Genomic DNA, 20,000 nt, shown 5'->3' on the forward strand with positions numbered 1-20,000 from the left:
CGTCGGCCGTCGATGCCAGGGCGCAGCGCCCATGCTGCGCCGGCACTGGCCGCCTGTCCATCCGCCCTGCCCCCACCATGCCCGCCGCCCCACTCGCCCCGCGCGCCCTCTACTTGGAGGTGGCCGAGCACGTGCGCCAGCGGATCTTTGGGCGGCAGCTGGAGCCAGGCGCCTGGATCGACGAACAGGCCCTGTGCGCCGAGCTCGGCATCAGCCGAACGCCCCTGCGCGAAGCCCTGAAGGTGCTGGCCGCCGAAGGCCTGGTGACGATGAAGGTGCGCCGCGGCGCCTACGTGACCGAAATGAGTGAGCGCGACGTGCGCGAGGCCTACCAGCTGCTGGCCCTCTTGGAGAGCGACGCCGCCGCCCAGTTGGCCGCGCGGGCCACCGAGGCCGAATTGGCCGAACTGCAAGCCCTGCACGACGAGCTGGAGCGCAGCGTCAACCAGCGCGACGCCTTTTTCGCCGCCAACGAGCGCTTCCACCTGCGCCTGTTGGAACTCGAAGGCAACCGCTGGCGCCTGCACATGGTGACCGACCTGCGTCGGCTCATGAAGCTCAACCGGCACCACAGCCTGTTTCAGCAGGGCCGCTTGGCGGAGTCGCTGGACGAACACCGACAGCTGATGGCCGCGCTGACCCAGCGGCACCCCGAAAACGCGGCGCGTTTGACCCGCCAGCACTTCGACAACGGCCTCCAAGCCGCACGCCCAACCGCCTGAAGCCTCATCCGCACAAAGGTGGACCGTCCGGCAATACGTCGCAATACCTCTCGGATCACCGGCCTATTGGAAGCTTCCGTTCTTGCTTGGGCGGCCTAGCATCAGCCGGTGAGATGGAGCCCGGCTCAGCCACGGGTAAACCCCATGACCCGCTGAAAGCCGACCTGCATCCGTGTGAAAAAGAGCCAGAGGACCCCCTCAAGTTCGACCAACAGCGACCGAAAGACCCATGACGAAGGCCTGTCGATGGCGTACGCGGTAACTCGCGTGTCGTCGTCGTACGAGCCGGCCCATGGCAACGACCCCTAGAAAAGTGAGCGCATCATGGCCTCTCTCATCTCCAGCCTGACCTCCGACCAGATTGCGGGCCTGTCTACCGCAACGATCGGCCGCCTCACCAGCGAAGACTGGGCCGCGTTCACCACCGACAAGATCCAGGCGCTGACGACCGACCAGGTTCGCATCTTGTCGAGTCAAGCGTTCTCCTTCATCAACACCGAGCAATTTGCGGCTTTCGAGACGCAGGACCTCAGGGTCATCGGCACGGCGGCCCTGAGCAGCATCAGCACCGACAAGATCGGGGCGCTCAGCACCGACCAGCTCCCGGTGTTCACCACGAATCAAGTTCGGGCATTGACCACCGCCCAGGTGGCTTCGCTGAATACCGACAGCACCAACGCACTCACCACCGACCAGTTCGCCGCCCTCAGCACCCAGCAGATCGGTGCCTTGACGACGGAACAAGTCGGCGGACTCCAAAGTGCCGACCTCGTCGCAGTCGGCAGCGCCGGCCTCAGCGCACTCAAGAGCAACGCCATCGCGGCGTTGGCCACCGACAACGTGGCCGCGCTGACCACAGCGCAGGTGCGCGTCTTGACCTCCGTTCAGGCCCAGGGTTTGGACACGGACCAAATCGGAGCGCTCAACAGCAGCAACGTCGGGGTTTTGAGCACGAGCGTGCTTCGCGGACTCAACACCGACCAGATCAGCGCCATGAACTCCCAGCAGTTCGGTGCTTTGAACAGCAACCAGGTGCAATCGTTCAGCACGGGCCAGATCTCCGTGCTGGGCAGTGACACCATCAACGCCCTGGGAACGAGCCAGTTTGCCGCCCTCTCGACCTTTCAGGTCAGCGCGCTGCAAACCGTGCAAATCGCCAACCTGGAATCTGACGACCTGCGAGCGCTAGGCACCGCTGGGCTGCGCTCCTTCACCAGCGCCCAAGTGGCGTCGCTCAGCAGCGACGGCATCGTGGCCCTGACGACCGCCCAAGCCGCGAGCCTGACCACCACGCAAGTGCAGGGCCTGAACACCGAGCAGATTGGCGCGCTGCAAACCGACGACTTCCGGGCCTTGGGTACCGCGAGCCTTCGCACGCTGACCTCGGCGCAGTTCGCCGCATTGGGCACCGACAACCTCGTGGCCCTGAGCACCGCGCAAGCGGCTGCCATCGGGTCCAACCAAGTGCTGGGTCTCAACAGCGACCAAATGGCCGCTCTGGCGACGGACGACTTGCGCGCCCTGAGCACAACCACGCTGCGCGCCTTCAACAGCGACCAGCTGGGCGCCCTCGACTCCGCTCAGCTCGGGTCCTTGAGCACCACCCAGGTCCAAAACCTGACCACGGCCCAGGTGGCCGCCCTGGCATCCGAAGACCTGAACGCCTTCGGAACCGCACAGTTTGCGGCGTTGACGACGGCTCAGCTCGCCGGCTTGACCAGCGATCAAGTCGCCACCCTGGAGACGGCCGACCTGGCTGCCGTGGGGAGCGCCGGGCTACGGGCACTCAGTTCGGTGCAAATCGGCGCCATCAGCACCGACGGCATCGTGGGCTTGACCACGGTGCAGGCTGCGAGCATCACGACCACGCAAGCCCTGGGTCTGACCACCGACCAGATGGCCGCCTTGGCCAGCGATGACCTGCGCGCGATCACCAGCAGCGCGCTCAGGGCGCTCAACTCTGATCAACTGGGCGCCCTCGACAGCGCACAAATTGGGCAGTTGAGCACAGCGCAGGTGCAATCTCTGACCACCGCGCAATTGGCCTCGCTGAGCTCTGACGATCTCAATGCTCTGCTGACGAGCCAATTTGCTGCCTTGACCAGCGCGCAACTGCGCGCCCTGACGACAGAACAGCTCAGCACCCTCGAGACCGCCGACCTGAGAGCCCTGGGCAGTGCTGGCTTGAGCGCCCTCACCTCCGCCCAAATCGCCGCGTTGAACACAGACGGCATCGTGGCGCTGAGCACCCAGCAGGCGGCGTCCATCAGCACCGCCCAGGTGGTTGGCCTGACCAGCGATCAAATCGCGGCCTTGGAGACCGACGATCTGCGTTTGATCTCCTCTGCGGCACTGCGCGAACTGAACTCAGAGCAGCTGGGCGCCTTGAGTTCGACGCAAACGAACAACCTGACCAGCGTGCAGCTGCAAGGTTTGACCACCCTGCAAGTTTCCCGGCTGGAAACCGACGACCTCAACGGCCTGACGAGCAGCCAGTTCGGGCTGCTGACAACGGCTCAAGTTCGGGCCTTGACGACAGACCAACTCACCGCCTTGGAAACCGACGACGTTGCCGGCCTGGGCACTCGCGGCGTAACGTCTCTGACGTCGGCCCAGGTGGCAGCCATCAACACCGACGGCATCGTGGCCCTGACCACGGCACAGATTGCAGCCCTGGGGACCACACAGGCAGCGGGGCTGACGACCGACCAGATCGTCGCCATCCAAACAGAGGACGTGCAAAAGCTGAGCAGCTCGGCGCTGCGCCAACTCACCACGGCACAGATCGGCGCCTTCGATTCTGACCAGCTCGGTTCGCTGACCAGCACGCAAGTGCAAGCCCTGACCACTTCCCAGGTGTCATCGCTGGCCACCGAAACCCTCAACGCCCTGGGTACGTCGCAATTCTCGGCTTTGAGCACGGCGCAAGTTCGCTCGTTCACCACCGAACAGATCAACAACTTGGAAACCGCCGACCTGCGGGCCGTGGGCACGGCAGGCATCGCAGCGTTGACCTCCGCGCAAGTTGGTGCCATCAACACCGATGGCATCCAGGGCTTGAGCACGGCTCAGTTCAACACCCTGAACACGGTGCAGGTGGCTGGCTTGTCCACCGATCAAATCGTGGCCATCCAAACCGACGACCTGCGCGCCCTCACCACTGCCGCCGTCCGCCGATTCGACACCGCGCAACTGGGCGCATTGGATTCCGACCAAATCTCCAAGTTGAGCTCCGGCCAGGTTCAGGCGCTCAGCACGGCGCAAGTGGCTTCGCTGGCCAGCGAGGACCTCAACGCACTGACCACGGCTCAAGTGGGCAATTTGTTGACCTCCCAAGTGGCGGCGCTGACCACCTCGCAGGTCAATACGCTGGAAACCGACGACGTCGTGGCCTTGGGCACCTCGGGGGTGCGGGCCTTGAGCTCGTCGCAAATCGGCGCCATCAGCACCGACGGGGTGGTCGCACTCACCACGGCGCAGACTGGCGTTCTGGTGTCCACCCAGGTCACCGGGCTGACCACCGAACAAATCGGCGTGATCGAAACGCAAGATCTGCGCACGATCAGCACCGACTCGCTGCGGGCCTTGAACACGGCCCAAGTGGACAGCCTGACGACCGAGCAATTCGCACAACTGCGCACGGTTCAAGCGCAAGCGCTGCGCACCAACCAGGTAGCGGCCTTGGGCAGTGACGACCTCAACGCCCTGGGCACCGACCACTTCGCGGCATTGGGCACGAACCAAATCGCGGCCTTCACCACGACCCAAGTCAGCACCCTGGACTCCGACGATCTGCGTGCCATCGGCAGCAACGGCGTGCGTGCCTTCAGCTCGGCGCAAATCGCGGCGCTGAGCACGGACAGCCTTCAGGCCATCACGACCAGCCAGGCCTCGGTGTTGACCACGGCGCAGGCCCTGGGCCTGAGCAGCGATCAGTTGGGCGCGATCCAGTCCGACGACCTGCGAGCTTTGAGCACCACCCTGTTGCGCAGTCTCAGCACCGACCAATTGGCTGCCTTCAGCTCTGATCAATTGGGCCAATTGACCGACAGCCAGATCAAGGCGCTCAGCACAGCCCAGTTGTCGACGCTGACGTCTGATGACCTCAACGCGCTGAGCACGGGGCAGTTCGCTGCCCTCACCACCGGTCAACTGGTGGGCCTGACGACCGACCAGATCAGCACCCTGGATTCTGACGACTTCGTCGCCATCGGCACGGCGGGACTGCGCGCGCTTACCACGGCTCAGTTCGCCGCGCTGAGCAGCGACAACATCGTGGCCCTGACCACCTCGCAGGCCGCGCAAATCAGCTCGGCGCAGGTTCGGAGCATGACGACCGACCAGCTCAACGCGCTGGCCACGGACGATCTGGCTGCGCTCGCCCCGGCAGCGCTCACCGGCTTGACCTCAGACCAATCGGGCGCCTTGCGGACCGATGGCATCGTGGCTCTGACGACCACACAGGTGGCAGCGCTCGGCACGATGCAGGCCAAAGGCTTCACGAGCGATCAGGTTGCCGCTCTGCAAACCGACGACCTTCGCGCGCTGGCGACTGGCGCGCTGCGGACACTCAACTCCGAACAATTGAACGCGCTGGGCACGGATGGCTTTGCGGCCATGACCAATGCCCAAGTGCAAGCACTGAGCACATCGCAGGTTTCCACTCTGGAAACCGATGACCTCAATGCATTCAGCACCGGTCAGTTTGCGGTCTTGACCACGTCGCAAGTGGCAGCTTTCACCACCGACCAAGTGACCACGCTGGCCAGCGAAGATCTGGTGGCCGTCGGCGCCAATGGGATCCGCGCGCTGAACAGCGAGCAAATCGCAGCGATCGGCACGGCCAATGTCCAAGCCATGACCACGGCGCAATGGAGCACGATCAGCTCCGCTCAGGCTCTGGGCCTGACGTCGGATCAGCTGCAAGCGTTGCAATCGACCGATCTGCGCGCCCTGAGCTCGTCAGCGCTGCGAGCGCTGAACTCGGATCAGCTGGGCAGCCTGACGAGCAACCAGTTCCAAGACCTGACCACCACCCAGTCGCAGTCCCTCACCACGGCACAGATCGCCGCGCTGGCCAGCGACGACCTGAACAGCTTCGGCACGCAACACTTCGCCCGCTTCACCACCGCCCAGGTCGCAGCGCTGACGACGGACCAGTTGGGTGCGCTGGAGACCGACGACTTCCAAGCCCTGGGCAGCATCGGCCTGCGTGCACTGAACTCGGCGCAGATCGGGGCGCTGAGCACCACCTCGATCGATGCCTTGAGCACCTCTCAAGCCATTGGTTTGACCACGGTGCAAACCAAGGGTTTGAACAGCGATCAGATTGCAGCCATCGCCACCGACGACCTGCGTGCCATCCCAGCAGACGTCCTGTCCAAGATGGGTACGGACCAGATCGACGCGCTGGGTACCGCTCAATTCGCCGCCTTGACCACCGTGCAAGTCCGTGCACTGACCACCGCCCAAGTGGCCGCCCTGTCGTCGGACGACTTGAATGCGCTGGGGACGCAGCAGTTCGCCAACATGCTCACCTCGCAGTTGGCAGCGCTGAAGACCGACCAAATCAACACGCTGGAGTCCGCTGATGTGACCGCCATCGGGGCCAACGGCATCCGGGCTTTCAGTTCCACGCAACTGGGCGCCTTGAACACCGATGGCATCGTGGCCCTGAGCACGGGGATGGTGGCCAACCTCTCCAGCACGCAAGCTGCGGGCCTGACGACCGATCAGATGTCGGCTTTCGAGACCCAAGACCTGCGAGCGATGGTGGCGGTGACGCTGCGCACCCTCAGCACCGACCAGTTGCAGGCGCTGACCACCGAACAATGGGCCAACCTCACGACGGGGCAGGTTCAAGCGCTCACCACCTCGCAGATCGCAGGCTCTGCCACCGACGACCTCGTGGCACTGAATACTCAGCAGTGGGCCTCCCTGGCCTCCAATCAGGTGGGTGCGCTGTCAACCGAGCAAATTGGTGCCATGGAGAGCACCGACATCACGGCCATCGGCACCAACGGCATCCGGGCGTTCAACTCGGCGCAGATCGGCGCCATCACCACCGACGGCATCGTCGCGATGACGAGCCAGCAGTTCTCGGTGCTGACCAGCGCACAAGCGGTGGGCTTGACCACCGACCAGTTGGACGCCATCGAAAGCACCGACATCGCCGGCCTGTCCACAGCGGCCTTGCGCCAGCTGAACACCGAGCAGTTCGCGGTGCTCGACTCGGCGCAGGTGTCCAAGCTGACAACGACCCAGCTGGCGGCTGTGACCTCGAGCCAGATCAACACCTTGGCCACCGACGAGATCGTGGGGCTGAGCACCTGGCAAGTCGCTTCACTGAGTACCCTGCAGTTGCAAGGGTTCACGACCGAACAAATCGCTGCTCTGGCCACGGATGACTTGCGCGCGCTCAACACGGCACAGCTGCGCAGCTTGGACAGCAGTGACCTGGCCGCCATCACCAGCGACCAAGCTGCCGCACTGACCAGTGCACAGATCGGCTCGCTCACGGGTGCTCAGATCGTGGGTATCGCCACCGAGGCGGTGGCCAGCTTCGTGACCAGCGGCATCCGGGCCTTGAGCACCGCCGCCGTGGCGGCATTGACCACCGATCAAGTGGTTGGTCTGGGCACGCAGCAGGTCGAGGCACTGACGAGCACGCAGATTGCCGCACTGAACACCGCGCAGATTCAAGCGCTCGAAACGGCGGACTTCGCCCTGCTGAGCACCACCCAACTGCGCAGCCTCAGTTCGACCCAAATCGCAGCCATCGAAACCGACGACTTCCGGCAATTGGGCAGCAATGACATCGCGGCGCTGACCACGCAACAAATCGACGGTGTGACGACCGACCAAATCGTTGCGTTGACCACCGACCAGATCGTCGGCTTCGAAACGGCCGACTTGGCCAGCATGAACATGGACCAGGTGCTGGCGTTCTCGTCCGACCAAACGGCGGCGATGAACTCGCAGCAGATCAATGCGCTGTTCCTGGCCACGCCCATCATGCTGGACTTGGATGGCAACGGCATCCAAACCGTTTCGGCGTCGCAAGGCGTTCGGTTCGACCTGCTGGGCGACGGCCAAACGGCCCAGTGGGGCTGGGCAGCCGGCAATGACGGCTTCTTGGTGATGGACCGCAACAACGACGGCCAGATCAACGACGGCAAGGAGTTGTTCGGCTCAGGGACCCGCTTGGCCGATGGCAGCCGCGCCGCCGATGGCTTTGCCGCCATGGCCGCCGAGGACAGCAACAAAGACGGGAAGCTCGACGCCAGCGATGCCAACTGGAGCAAACTGCAGGTGTGGGTGGACGCCGACAAGGATGGCGTCACCGATGCTGGCGAACTCAAGTCGCTCGCCGAGCTGGGGATCACCTCCTTCGACCTGGGCGCCGCCAAGGGCACGGAGCTCAACAACGGCAACTTCGTGGGCTTGGTGTCGAAGTACACCAAGGACGATGGAAGTACCCACCAGTTGGCCGACGTGTGGTTCGCCAAAGACACCACACCGCCCGCGCTGGGCGATGTGGTGGCGGCGGCTCCCGACGAGTTGCCATTGCCAGAGGTGTCGCCCACGGCGGCCGCGGCGGCATCCACTGCCGCCACAAGGGTCGACATGGAGCCGATGCTGGGAGTTCAAGACGCACCGAATCAGCGCCACATCGATCTCCCGCCGCAATGGCTCGTGAAGAGCGAAGAAGACGACAGTTTCAAGCCGCCCTTGATCTGACGTCGGCCATCGCAACGTTTGCGCGAACGCCAGTCCCAGTGAGGCTGGCCCCAGCCCCAGGCCCAGTGCTTGGGGCTTTTTTGCATGGGTCTTGACCTAGCCGGATTGGCAGGTAAAGCCAGGGTTGTTCCGCGCCGAGACGCCTTGGAGCGGCCCCTAGCATTGCCGTCATGCAAGCCGCCCTGCCCCAGCCCAAGCCACCGCTGGTGAGTTTGTGCATTCCCACGCACGAGCGTCCGGACTACCTGCGCCTGGCGCTGGAAAGCGCCTGCGCCCAGACCTACCCGGCGCTGGAAATCGTCGTCACCGACAACAGCGCCACCGACGCCAGCCTCGACGCGGTGCAAGACCTGCTGGCCCGCCACCCCAACGTGCGCTTCTTGCGCTGCCCCGACAAGTCCTACTACATGGACAACTGGCAGAACGGCCTGGCCGCCTGCCAGGGTGAGTACATCAGTTTCCTGATGGACGATGACCTCTATCACCCCACCAAGGTGGCCCGGATGGTGGGGGTGTTCGAGGCCAACCCGGAGTGCGGGCTGGTCACCTCGCACCGGCAACTGATCGGGCCGCGCGGCGAGCTGCTGCCGCAGCTGCCCGGCACTGAGCATCAGTTCCCGGGCGACGCCATGGTGAATGGCGACGATTGGTCGCGTCAGATCCTGCTCACCGGTCGCAATGTCATCGGCGAGCCAACCACCGTACTCATGCGTCGCAGCGACCTGGGCGCCGCCTTTGGCTTTTGCATGGGCCGCCAGTACCAGGTGCTGTCCGACATCGCCACCTGGGTGCGCCTGATCCGCGGGCGAAAAGCAGCCTACCTTCACGACTCGCTGTCGCAGTTCCGCCTGCACGAAGGTCAAGACCAGCGCCGCTCCCTGCAAGCCCTTTGGGCCAACGTGGAATGGCTGCAGTTGCTGCTCGACGCCGACAACGACGGTCTATTCGACGGCCACGACGACGCTGTACGCACCAGCCTGAAGGGCAAACTGGATGCGCTAGTGCCATTCATCACGATGCACGCCGGGGCGCTGCGCGAGCAAGGCGGCCCGGTGGACAACATCCCCCGCCTTTTGCGCCAGGCCCTCGACCGGCTGCTCCACTGATGCGCCCCTACGTCATCGTCACCCCCTCCTGGTGCCCCAGCGCTGGCGTGCGCGTGCTGCACGAGCTGTGCCATGAGCTGCGCAGCCAAGGCCTGGAGGCCTACCTGCTCATCACCCGCGACATGAGCAACGGCACGGCGCCCTTGGTGAACCCGGCCTTCCACACGCCGGTGATCAACGGCGCCATGGAAGCCCAGTGGCCGCGCCTGCAGCAAGAGGCCATCACCATCTGCCCCGACAGCGCCACCCCCAACGAGATGGGCGCCAAACGCGTGGTGCGCTACGTGCTGGGCAAGGAAGTGCCGCAGCCGCACGACAACCCGCGCGAGTTCCGCGTGTACTGGTCCCGCGCCTACCCGGCGCAGCGCCGGGGCGACCACCGCGTTCTCTACCTGCAGCCCGTGGACCTGGGCCTGTTCAACGACCTCAACCGCCCCGCGCCCACGCAAGACATGCTGTGGATCGGCAAAGGCGGCCGCTACGTCGGGCCGGACGTGCCGCAAGGCCCGCAGGTGGTGCGCCTGACGTACGAGTGGCCGGCCACACGCCCCGCCCTAGCGGCCGAGCTGCGCAAAACCCGCTACCTCTACACCTACGACACCCTGTCGTCCACCAACCTCGAGGCCATCTTGTGCGGCGGCATCGTCATCCTCAAGACGATGAAGTACCACGCCTGGGACTGGACGCGACGCGACATCGAGGCAACCGAAACCGGCAGCGGCGGCTACGCCTTCGACGAAACGCCCTACGAGATCGAGCGCGCCTGGGCCACCCGCGGCGAGCTGGTCGAGAACATCCGCCACCACAAGGCCATGTTCCGCCAGCACCTGTGGGAGTTCGTGCAGGCCTCGCAGCGCCACTTCCGCACGGGCACCAGTTCATGACCGCCGCGGTTCAACTGGCCGACGGCAAGCGCTTCGACGTGCCCGTCGGCGTCACCTTGCTGGACGCCGCCCAAGCCGCGGGCTTGACCCTGGCCCACAGTTGCCGCACCGGCCGCTGCAGCAGCTGCAAGGTGCGCGTCACCGAAGGCGCCACCCGCGCGCTGCGGCCCGACGCCGTGCTGAGCCCCGACGAGCGCGCCGCCGGCTGGGCGCTGACCTGCACCGACACCTGCGACGCGCCCGTGGCCCTGGCCGCGCGTGACTTGGCAGAACTGGCCGGCTTCAAGCTCTTGACCCTGCCCGCCCGCATCGACAGCCTGAGCCTGCTCGCGCCCGACGTGATGCAGGTGCGCCTGCGCCTGCCGCCCAACCACGGCCTGCGCTACCTGCCCGGGCAGTTCGTCGAGCTTGTTGGACCCAACGGGCTGCGCCGCGCCTACTCCGTGGCCAATGCCAGCGCCACCCAAGGCGTGGAGCTGCACGTGCGCCGCGTGCCCGGTGGGGCCATGAGCGCCTACCTGTTCGACCAGGCCAAGCCCAACGACTTGGTGCGCCTGCAAGGCCCGCGCGGCAGCTTTCACCTGGGCGATGTGGCCGGCCTGCACCTGGTGTGGCTGGCCACGGGCACCGGCATCGCGCCCTTCAAGGCCATGCTCGAAGGCCTCGCCGCCCAGCCTGAAGGCCAATGGCCGGCGCGCATCGACCTGTACTGGGGCAACCGCCTGCCGGCCGATGCCTACTGGCAGCCCGAGCCTGGTGCCCTCGGCGGGCGCTTGAACCTGCACCCCGTGTGCAGCCGCGCCGGCGCCGACTGGACCGGCCTGCGCGGCCACGTGCACGAACGCGCCCTCGAAAAAGAAGGGCGTGACGCGGCCAGTCTTCGGGTTTTCGCCTGCGGCTCGCCAGCGATGATTGACAGTGCCCAAGCGGCCTACGCCGCCTGGGGCTTGAGTGACGTCCACTTCCACGCCGACGCCTTCGTGCCGTCGGGAGGAGCCTGAACCGATGAAAGCCGTCATCCTGGCCGGGGGCCTGGGCACCCGCCTCAGCGAAGAAACCACCCTGCGCCCCAAGCCCATGGTCGAGGTGGGCGGTCGCCCCATCCTGTGGCACATCCTCAAGATGTACGCCCACCACGGCATCAACGACTTCGTGATCTGCTGCGGCTACAAGGGCAACGTCATCAAGGAGTTCTTCGCCAACTACTTCATGACGCAAAGCGACGTCACCTTCGACATGCGCAGCAACCGCATGGAGGTGCACCACAAGCGCGCCGAGCCCTGGAATGTGACCGTGGTGGACACCGGCGAAACCACCATGACGGGCGGCCGCCTGCAGCGGGCTGCACGCTACATCGAGCGCGACGAAGCCTTCTGCTTCACCTACGGCGACGGCGTCTCCGACGTCAACATCTCCGCCAGCCTCGATTTCCACAAGCAGCACGGCAAGGCCGCCACGCTCACCGCCGTGTACCCGCCGGCCCGCTTCGGCGCGCTGGACATGGACGGCGCCCGCGTGCGCGCCTTCCAAGAAAAGCCGCGTGGCGAAGGCGGCCGCATCAACGGCGGCTTCTTCGTGTTGTCGCCCAAGGTGCTGTCGCTGCTGGACGGCGACGACTGCGTTTGGGAGCAGCGCCCCCTGGCCTCGCTGGCCGAGCAAGGCGAGCTGATGGCCTTCGAGCACGACGGCTTCTGGCAGCCCATGGACACCCTGCGCGACAAGAACCTGCTCGAAGATCTGTGGGCCAGCGGCAAGGCGCCTTGGGCGGCGTGGCAGCAAGGATGAGCGGCCTGGCCCTGCTTCGGGGGCAGCGCGTGCTGCTCACCGGCCACACCGGCTTCAAGGGCGGCTGGCTGGCGCTGTGGCTGCACCACCTCGGCGCCGAGGTACACGGCTTCGCCCTCGACCCCAACACCCAACCCAGCCTGTTCGACGTGGCCCACGTCGGCCGCGTGCTGGCCAGCGACACCCGCGGCGACCTGCGCGACGCCGCCGCCGTGCAGGCCTGCGTGGCCGCCGTGCGCCCCAGCCTGCTGATGCACCTGGCCGCCCAGCCCCTGGTGCGCGAAAGCTACCGCGACCCCGCCGGCACCTGGGCCAGCAACGTGCAAGGCACCGTGCACGTGCTGGACGCCCTGCGCCTGCACCCCGGCTGCCAGGCCGCGGTGGTCATCACCACCGACAAGGTCTACGCCAACCGCGAGTGGGACCACGCCTACCGCGAGACCGACGCCCTGGGCGGGCACGACCCCTACAGCGCCAGCAAGGCCGCCTGCGAATTGGTGGTCGACAGCTTCCGCCGCAGCTTCTTCGCCGCCCAAGGTCTGCGCCTGGCCTCGGCCCGGGCCGGCAACGTCATCGGTGGCGGCGACTGGGCCGCCGACCGCCTCGTGCCCGACGTGCTCAAGGCCTTGGCCGAACACCGCCCCGTCGAGCTGCGCCACCCGCAGTCGGTGCGCCCCTGGCAGCACGTGCTCGAACCCTTGAGCGGCTACCTGCGCCTGGCCGCTGGCCTGCTCGGCGGCGAGCAAGGCCTGGACGACGCCTGGAACTTCGGCCCCGAGGCCAGCGACGCCCTGCCCGTGGCCGCCTTGGTCGAGGGCCTGGGCGCGCAGGCTGTGCGCCAACCTGGCCACCACCCGCACGAAGCCGGTCGGCTGGAGCTCGACATCGCCCGCGCCCGCCACCGCCTGGGCTGGCACCCGCGCTGGCGCCTGCAGCAGGCGCTCGACCACACCCGCGCTTGGCACGAGGCCTGGCGCGCAGGCCAAGACATGCACGCCTTCACCCTTTCCCAGATCCAGCAGTACGCCGCCTGAGGCGACGAGTTCCCCATGACCACCATCCCCATCCAAGCCGCTCCCAATGCCCCCGTCCTGGCCCCGCCCCCGCACACCAGCCCCGAGGCCCTGGCCCTGCGTGAGCAAATCCGCCAGCTGGTGGCCCAGTACGGCGCCCTGACCCACGACGCGCCCCAGCCCTTCGTGCCCGGCGAGACCGTGCTGCCCCCCAGCGGCAAGGTCATCGGCACGCCCGAGCTGCAGAACATGGTCGACGCCTCGCTCGACGGCTGGCTGACCACCGGCCGCTTCAACGCGGCCTTCGAAGCCCGCCTGGCGCAGTACCTGGGCGTGCCCCACGTGCTCAGCGTCAACAGCGGCAGCTCGGCCAACCTCGTGGCCTTCCAAACGCTCACCTCGCCGCAGCTCGGCGACCGGGCCATCCAGCCGGGCGACGAGGTCATCGGCGTGGCCGCGGGCTTCCCCACCACGGTCAACCCCATCCTGCAGTTCGGCGCCGTGCCGGTGTTCGTGGACGTCGACCTCGTCACCCACAACATCGACGTCAGCCAGCTCGAGGCCGCGCTCAGCCCCAAGACCAAGGCCGTGATGATTGCCCACGCCCTGGGCAACCCCTTCAACCTCGACGCCGTCACCGACTTCTGCAAGCGCCACAAGCTCTGGCTGGTGGAAGACTGCTGCGACGCCCTGGGCGCCACCTACCGCGGCCGCCGCGTGGGCACCTTCGGCGACATCGCCACGCTCTCGTTCTACCCCGCCCACCACATCACCATGGGCGAAGGCGGCGCGGTGTTCACGCAAAGCGCCGAGTTGCGCCGCATCGCCGAGTCCTACCGCGACTGGGGCCGCGACTGCTACTGCCCCCCGGGCAAAGACAACACCTGCGGCAAGCGTTTCGACTGGCAGCTGGGCTCCCTGCCCCACGGCTACGACCACAAGTACATCTACAGCCACAGCGGCTACAACCTGAAGATCTCCGACATGCAGGCCGCCTGCGCCCTGGCGCAGATGGACCGGCTGGACGGCTTCGTGGCCACGCGCCGCCGGCACTTCGACTTCCTCAAGAACCGCCTGCAAACCTGCGCCGAGTTCTTGATGCTGCCCGAGCCCACCGAGCACAGCGTGCCCTCGTGGTTCGGCTTCCCCATCCACCTCAAGCCCAGCAGCGGCCTGCAGCGCGTGGACCTGCTGCGCTTCCTCGACCAACAGCGCATCGGCACCCGCCTGCTGTTCGCCGGCAACCTCACGCGCCAGCCCTACATGGCCGACCAGCAGTTCCGCGTGGTGGGCGACCTGCCCAACACCGACGCGGTGATGAACGGCACCTTCTGGATCGGCGTGCACCCCGGGCTGGACGAGGCCAAGCTCGAATTCATCGCCTCGCAAATCGAAACCTTCCTCGGCGTCAACTTCTGAGCATGCGGCTCGACGGCCCCTTCGCCCTGCCCGACGACGACCTGGAGGCCATCGCCCCGGCGCTGCGCCCCCTGGCCGGCCAGCGCCTGCTCATCACGGGCGGCACCGGTTTCGTGGGCAAGTGGCTGCTGGCCAGCCTGCTGCACGCCAACCGCCACCACGGCGCCAGCCTGCACGCCACCGTGCTCAGCCGCGACCCCGGTCGCTTTCTGCGTCAGTTCCCGGCCCTGGCCGACGAGCCCGCGCTGGCCTGGTGCCAGGGCGACGTGCGCGACGTCCAAGCACCGGCCGGCCTCGCGCTGGACGCCTGCATCCACGCCGCCACCGACGTGGCCAGCGCCCCCGACGCCCAGGCCGTGTTCGACACCTGCGTCACCGGCACCCGCCGCGTCATCGACATTGCCACCCAAGCCGGCGCGCGCCGCCTGCTGCTGCTCAGCTCAGGCGCCATCTACGGCCCCAGCCAAGGCGGCGAACGCCTGAGTGAAGGCCACCGCGGCGGCCCCGACCCCCTGAACCCCGCCAGCGCCTACGCCGAGGGCAAGCGCGCTGCCGAGCAGCTCACCGCCCTGGCGCAAGCCGCCGGCCGCCTGCACACCAGCGTGGCGCGCTGCTTCGCCTTCGTCGGCCCCTACCTGCCGCTGGACAAGCAGTTCGCCGTCGGCAACTTCCTGTCGGCCGCGCGCGACGGCCAGCCCATCGCCATCCAGGGCGATGGCACGCCGCTGCGCAGCTACCTCTACGCCGGCGACCTGGCCCGCTGGCTCTGGACCCTGCTGGCCCAAGCCCCAGGCGGCAGCGCCTGCAACTTGGGCGGCGACGAAGCCGTCTCCATCCGCGACCTGGCCGAGCGCGTCGTGGCCGCCACCGGCCGCAGCGTGCCCGTCACCGTGGCGCGCGAGCCCGGCGCCGGGCCCGTGTCCAGCTACCTGCCCGACCTCACCCGCGCCCGCCAGCTCGGCCTGCAGGGCGAACGCCCGCTGGACGAGGCCCTGCGCCGCACCTGGGCCTGGCTGCAGCACACCGGGGGCGTGGCATGACGCCCGCCTTCCTGCGCGTGGTGCAGGGCGACACCGCCCGCGTGCTGGCCGCCGAGCTGCCGTGGGCGCGCCTCAGCGGCGCCCGCGTCGTCGTCACCGGCGCCGCCGGCTTTTTGGGCGGCGGCCTGGTGCGCACCCTGCTGGCCCTGCACCCCGCCGGCCGCGTCGCGCGCCCGCTGCAGGTCGTGGCCTTGGTGCGCGACCCCGCCCGCGCCCGCCAGCGCCTGGCCGACGTGGCCGACGACCCCCAACTGCAGTGGCTGACCTGGGACCTGAACCGCCTAGCCGTGCCCGACCTGGGCGCGCCCGACTTCGTCGTCCACGCCGCCAGCCAGGCCAGCCCCAAGTTTTACGCGCACGACCCCGTCGGCACCCTCATGCCCAACGCCGTGGGCACCGCCGCCCTGCTGCAGGCCAGCGCAGGCGCGCAGGGCTTCTTGTTCGTGTCCAGCAGCGAGGTCTACGGCGCCGCCACCACGCCCGAGGCCCTGCAAGAAACCCAGTTCGGCGCGCTGGACCCCGCCACCGTGCGCGCCTGCTACGCCGAGAGCAAGCGCCTGGGCGAAACCCTCTGCGTGGCGTGGCACGCCCAGCACGGCCTGCCCACCGTGGTGGTGCGGCCCTTCCACACCTACGGCCCCGGCCTGATGGCCGACGACGGCCGGGTGTTCGCCGACTTCGCCTACGCCATCGCCCGCGGCGAGCCCATCGTCATGACCAGCGACGGCAGCGCCCGCCGCGCCTTCTGCTACGGCAGCGACGCCACCGCCGGCGTGCTCACCGCCCTGCTGCGCGGCGCGCCGGGCCAGGCCTACAACCTGGCCAACCCCCAGGCCGAAACCTCGGTGCGCGAGCTGGCCGAGCTGCTGGTGGCCCGCTTCGCCGCGCGCGGCGCCCGGCTGGAGCGCCGCGAGCCCCCCGGCGGCTACCTGCCCAGCCCCTTCAACCGCCTGGTGCCCGACATCGCCCGCCTGCAGGCCCTGGGCTGGACGCCGCACGTCGGCCTGGCCGAGGGCTTTGACCGTTTCATCGAGGCCATCTCCCCATGACCCCCCTGCACGAGCTCCAAACGGAGCACCGCGAAGGTCGCCTGAGCAAGGCCGACTTCATCCAACAAGCCTGCCAAGGCCACCAGGCCCTGTGGCAGCTGCTGCCCCACCTGCGCAGCAGCGAGGTCAAAGAAATCCGCCTCACCCCCGAAGGCGTGCAGTTCCTGATGGGCGCCGAAGGCGTGCGCCTGTGGGCCCCCGCCCAAGAGGCCCGCGTGGCCCCGCTGGAGGCGCTCAACTTCGGCGCCTACGAACCCGAAGAAACCGCGGTGATGAACCTGCTGGCCGCAGGCGCGCGCTGCATCCTGGATGTTGGCGCCAACATCGGTTACCACGCGCTGCGCCTGGCGCTGCGCGAGCCCCAGGCCGTGGTGCACGCCTTCGAGCCCCTGCCCGCCGCGCTGGAGCACCTGCAGCGCAACGTGGCGCTCAACGGCTTGGGCGAGCAGGTGCGCGTGCACGCGCACGGCCTGTCCAAGGCCAACGGCAGCTTCGAGTTCTTCATCGCCCCCGGAAACGGCACCAACGCCAGCCTGATGAACGTGGTCGGCCGCGACGACGCCCGCCGCGTGGTGGGCCTGACCCTCACCCTGGACGACTGGGCCCGCAACACCGGCGCCGCGCCCGACTACATCAAAGTCGACGTCGAAGGCGCCGAGCTGCTGGTGCTGCAAGGCGGCCAGGCCACGCTGGCCCAGCACCGCCCCAAGGTGTTTGCCGAGCTGCTGCGCAAATGGAGCGCGCCTTTCGGCTACCACCCCAACGACGTGCTGACGCTGATGGCCGGCCTGGGCTACGGCTGCTGGGCCGTGGGCCCGCACGGCAACCGCCGCCTGTTGGAAGTGACCGACGACACCTCCGAAACCAACTACGCCTTCCTGCACCACGAGGCGCACGCCGACACCATCGCCGCCCTGGTGCGGGGCCCGGAGGCCGCATGAACTCCACCGACTTCGCCCGCCAGGTGCGCGCGCACGCCGTGCGCATGGTGCACCGCGCCAAGGCCTCGCACATCGGCTCGGCGCTCAGCATCGTCGACGTGCTGGCCGCGCTCTACGCCCCCGAAGGCGGCCTGCTGAACGTGCAGCCGCGCAACCCCAGCTGGGCCGATCGCGACCGCTTCCTGCTCAGCAAGGGCCACGCCTGCGTGGCCGTGTACGCCGCGCTGGCGCAGCGCGGCTTCTTCCCCGTGGAAGAACTGCAAACCTACGGCCAAGACTTCGCGCGGCTGATGAACCACGTCAGCCACAAGGTGCCGGGCGTGGAGTTCAGCACCGGTAGCTTGGGCCACGCCCTGCCCTTCGGCGTGGGCAAGGCCCTGGCCGCCAAGCAGCGCGGCCAGGCCTGGCGCACCGTGGTGCTGGTCAGCGACGGCGAGCTCAACGAAGGCTCCAACTGGGAGGCGCTCATGTTCGCCTCGCACCACGGCCTGGGTCGGCTCACCACCGTGGTCGACGCCAACGGCCTGCAAAGCCTCACCACCACCGAGGCCACGCTCAACATGGGCTCGTTGCGCGCCAAGTTCGAGGCCTTTGGCGCCGACGTGGCCGAAGTCGACGGCCACGACCACGTCGCCCTGCGCGCAGCCCTGTCGCACGTCGACGGCCCGCGCCCCAAGGTCGTGGTGGCCCACACCACCAAGGGCAAGGGCGTCAGCTACATGGAGAACAGCGTGGACTGGCACTACCGCAGCCCCAACGACGCCCAGCTCGCCCAGGCCTTGGCCGAGATCGAAGGAACCTGACGTGCGCAACGCCTTCGTCCAAGAACTCTGCGCCCTGGCCGCGCAGCACCCCCACCTGGCCCTGGTGGTGGGCGACCTCGGCTACTCCGTCGTCGAGCCCTTCCAGGCCGCCTTCCCCGAGCGCTTTTTCAACGCCGGCGTGGCCGAGCAGAACATGACCGGCCTGGCCGCCGGCCTGGCCAGCGAGGGGTACCACGTCTTCACCTACTCCATCGCCAACTTCCCCACCTTCCGCTGCGCCGAGCAGCTGCGCAACGACGTGGCTTACCACGGCCTGCCCGTCACCGTGGTCACCGTGGGCGGCGGTCTGGCCTACGGCGCCCTGGGCTACAGCCACCACGCGGTGCAGGACTACGCGCTGCTGCGCACCCTGCCCGGCCTCAGCATCGCCGCGCCCGGCTGCCCCATGGAGGTCCGCGCCTGCCTGCGCCACCTGGTCGCGAACCCCGGCCCCAGTTACCTGCGCCTGGGCAAGGCCGGCGAGCCCGCCTTGCACCCCGCCCCGCCCGAACTGACCCCCGGCCACTGGCTACCCCTGCGCCGCAAGGGGCATGAGCGCCGCGCCCTGCTCGGCACCGGCGCCGCCGTGGCTGCGGCACTCGCTTGGGCTGAGCGCGACGACCACGCCGACTGCGCCGTTTTCAGCCTGCCCCTGTGGGGCATGGCCACCAAGGCCCTGCAAGCCGAGCAACTGGCCCAGTTCGACGAGGTCATCGCCCTGGAAGACCACCTCAGCGATGGTGGCATGGGCTCTTGGCTGCTGGAAGCCGCCAGTACCGCCGGCCTGGCCGGCCGCGTGCGCCTGCGCGGGCTGGACGCGAAGGTGTGCGGCGAGGTGGGCAGCCAGGCGACCTTGAACCGGCTGGGTGGGTTGACGCCCTGAGGCCATTGGACTGGGGGTTCGCTCCGTCCCCAAGGGTCACCCCCAGTCATCGCTCAAGGCAGGTGCTTGTGCATCAACAGCGCCAGCCCGCGGCGAGCGCGATGTGCGTGCTTCGTAGCGCTTGGAGCCGTCGACTACAAGCTGACTGCAGTCAGTGAACGCAGCGCAGTTGAACGGCTGGACTCGACCCAGAGCGGCTGTAGTGGGCGCCGACCGGAGCAGCTGCAATGCAGCGGGAGCGGTCCTTGCCAGCGGTCCGATGAATGACCGCTAACGGGCTCGACAGGCCCGCCGCGCGTGACGGTGCCCGGTTTGACTGCAGCGACCTCTAGCGCGCGAGCACCACGGCGATGGCGGTGGTGTCGGAGACCGGTGCCCACCTCACCGCCTTCCCCACGAGCAAGCACTTCGCCAGCTGGCTCGGCCTTGCACCCGGGACCAAGATCAGCGGGGGCAAGAAGCTCAGCGGGCGCACGCTGCCCAGCTCCAACCGAGCGGCGCAGGCCTCCCAAGTTCGACACTTACGGCGCGTAAGTTGTTGATTTGATATGCGGCCGACCTCAATCCGCAGACTACAAGTCAACCGTCGGGTTGTCTTCCCGCGTCTGGCGGCAT

At 67.9% G+C, this 20,000-nt stretch carries 14 protein-coding genes; all 14 read left to right on the forward strand.

Translation table 11 applies throughout. The annotated features are described in order from the left end of the window. The first annotated feature begins 77 nt into the window (after positions 1-77). The 14 genes from O9335_RS08065 to O9335_RS08130 all read left to right on the forward strand — a co-directional run bounded on the left by O9335_RS08065 (position 78) and on the right by O9335_RS08130 (position 19,927). The gene (locus O9335_RS08065; RefSeq protein ID WP_298386234.1) at positions 78-722 is read left to right on the forward strand and encodes a GntR family transcriptional regulator; all 645 of its coding nucleotides are present in this window, start codon (positions 78-80) and stop codon (positions 720-722) included. A gap of 324 nt (positions 723-1,046) precedes the next feature. After that, positions 1,047-8,462, forward strand: coding sequence for a heme utilization protein (locus tag O9335_RS08070; protein WP_298386237.1), 7,416 nt, complete (start codon positions 1,047-1,049; stop codon positions 8,460-8,462). 170 nt (positions 8,463-8,632) lie between these two features. Continuing rightward, positions 8,633-9,568, forward strand: coding sequence for a glycosyltransferase family 2 protein (locus O9335_RS08075; RefSeq protein ID WP_298386239.1), 936 nt, complete (start codon positions 8,633-8,635; stop codon positions 9,566-9,568). Then, the gene (locus O9335_RS08080) at positions 9,568-10,452 is read left to right on the forward strand and encodes a hypothetical protein (protein WP_298386242.1); all 885 of its coding nucleotides are present in this window, start codon (positions 9,568-9,570) and stop codon (positions 10,450-10,452) included. The genes O9335_RS08075 and O9335_RS08080 overlap by 1 nt, the downstream gene beginning before the upstream one ends. Beyond that, the gene (locus tag O9335_RS08085) at positions 10,449-11,453 is read left to right on the forward strand and encodes an FAD-binding oxidoreductase (protein ID WP_298386245.1); all 1,005 of its coding nucleotides are present in this window, start codon (positions 10,449-10,451) and stop codon (positions 11,451-11,453) included. The genes O9335_RS08080 and O9335_RS08085 overlap by 4 nt, the downstream gene beginning before the upstream one ends. 4 nt (positions 11,454-11,457) lie before the next feature. Beyond that, positions 11,458-12,237: a glucose-1-phosphate cytidylyltransferase gene (rfbF, locus tag O9335_RS08090; protein WP_298386248.1), complete on the forward strand. Its 780-nt coding sequence runs from the start codon at positions 11,458-11,460 to the stop codon at positions 12,235-12,237. Further along, positions 12,234-13,271: a CDP-glucose 4,6-dehydratase gene (rfbG, locus tag O9335_RS08095; protein ID WP_298386251.1), complete on the forward strand. Its 1,038-nt coding sequence runs from the start codon at positions 12,234-12,236 to the stop codon at positions 13,269-13,271. The genes rfbF and rfbG overlap by 4 nt, the downstream gene beginning before the upstream one ends. A 15-nt stretch (positions 13,272-13,286) precedes the next feature. Continuing rightward, positions 13,287-14,669: a lipopolysaccharide biosynthesis protein RfbH gene (gene rfbH, locus O9335_RS08100; protein WP_298386254.1), complete on the forward strand. Its 1,383-nt coding sequence runs from the start codon at positions 13,287-13,289 to the stop codon at positions 14,667-14,669. 2 nt (positions 14,670-14,671) lie between these two features. Continuing rightward, a complete protein-coding gene (locus O9335_RS08105) occupies positions 14,672-15,709 on the forward strand; it encodes an NAD(P)-dependent oxidoreductase (protein WP_298386256.1) in 1,038 nt (345 codons plus the stop codon). After that, entirely contained in the window at positions 15,706-16,758 is a 1,053-nt protein-coding gene (locus O9335_RS08110; protein ID WP_298386259.1) for an NAD-dependent epimerase/dehydratase family protein, read from the forward strand. The genes O9335_RS08105 and O9335_RS08110 overlap by 4 nt, the downstream gene beginning before the upstream one ends. Then, a complete protein-coding gene (locus tag O9335_RS08115) occupies positions 16,755-17,699 on the forward strand; it encodes an FkbM family methyltransferase (RefSeq protein WP_298386262.1) in 945 nt (314 codons plus the stop codon). The genes O9335_RS08110 and O9335_RS08115 overlap by 4 nt, the downstream gene beginning before the upstream one ends. Next, entirely contained in the window at positions 17,696-18,502 is an 807-nt protein-coding gene (locus O9335_RS08120) for a transketolase (protein WP_298386263.1), read from the forward strand. Before O9335_RS08115 ends, O9335_RS08120 begins: the two co-directional genes overlap by 4 nt. 1 nt (position 18,503) lies before the next feature. Continuing rightward, positions 18,504-19,385, forward strand: coding sequence for a transketolase (locus O9335_RS08125; RefSeq protein WP_298386265.1), 882 nt, complete (start codon positions 18,504-18,506; stop codon positions 19,383-19,385). 350 nt (positions 19,386-19,735) lie between these two features. Then, a complete protein-coding gene (locus tag O9335_RS08130; RefSeq protein ID WP_298386267.1) occupies positions 19,736-19,927 on the forward strand; it encodes a transposase in 192 nt (63 codons plus the stop codon). Positions 19,928-20,000: the final 73 nt, after the last annotated feature.

It is taken from the genome of Inhella sp., assembly GCF_027532025.1.
Classification (GTDB): Bacteria; Pseudomonadota; Gammaproteobacteria; order Burkholderiales; family Burkholderiaceae_C; genus Inhella.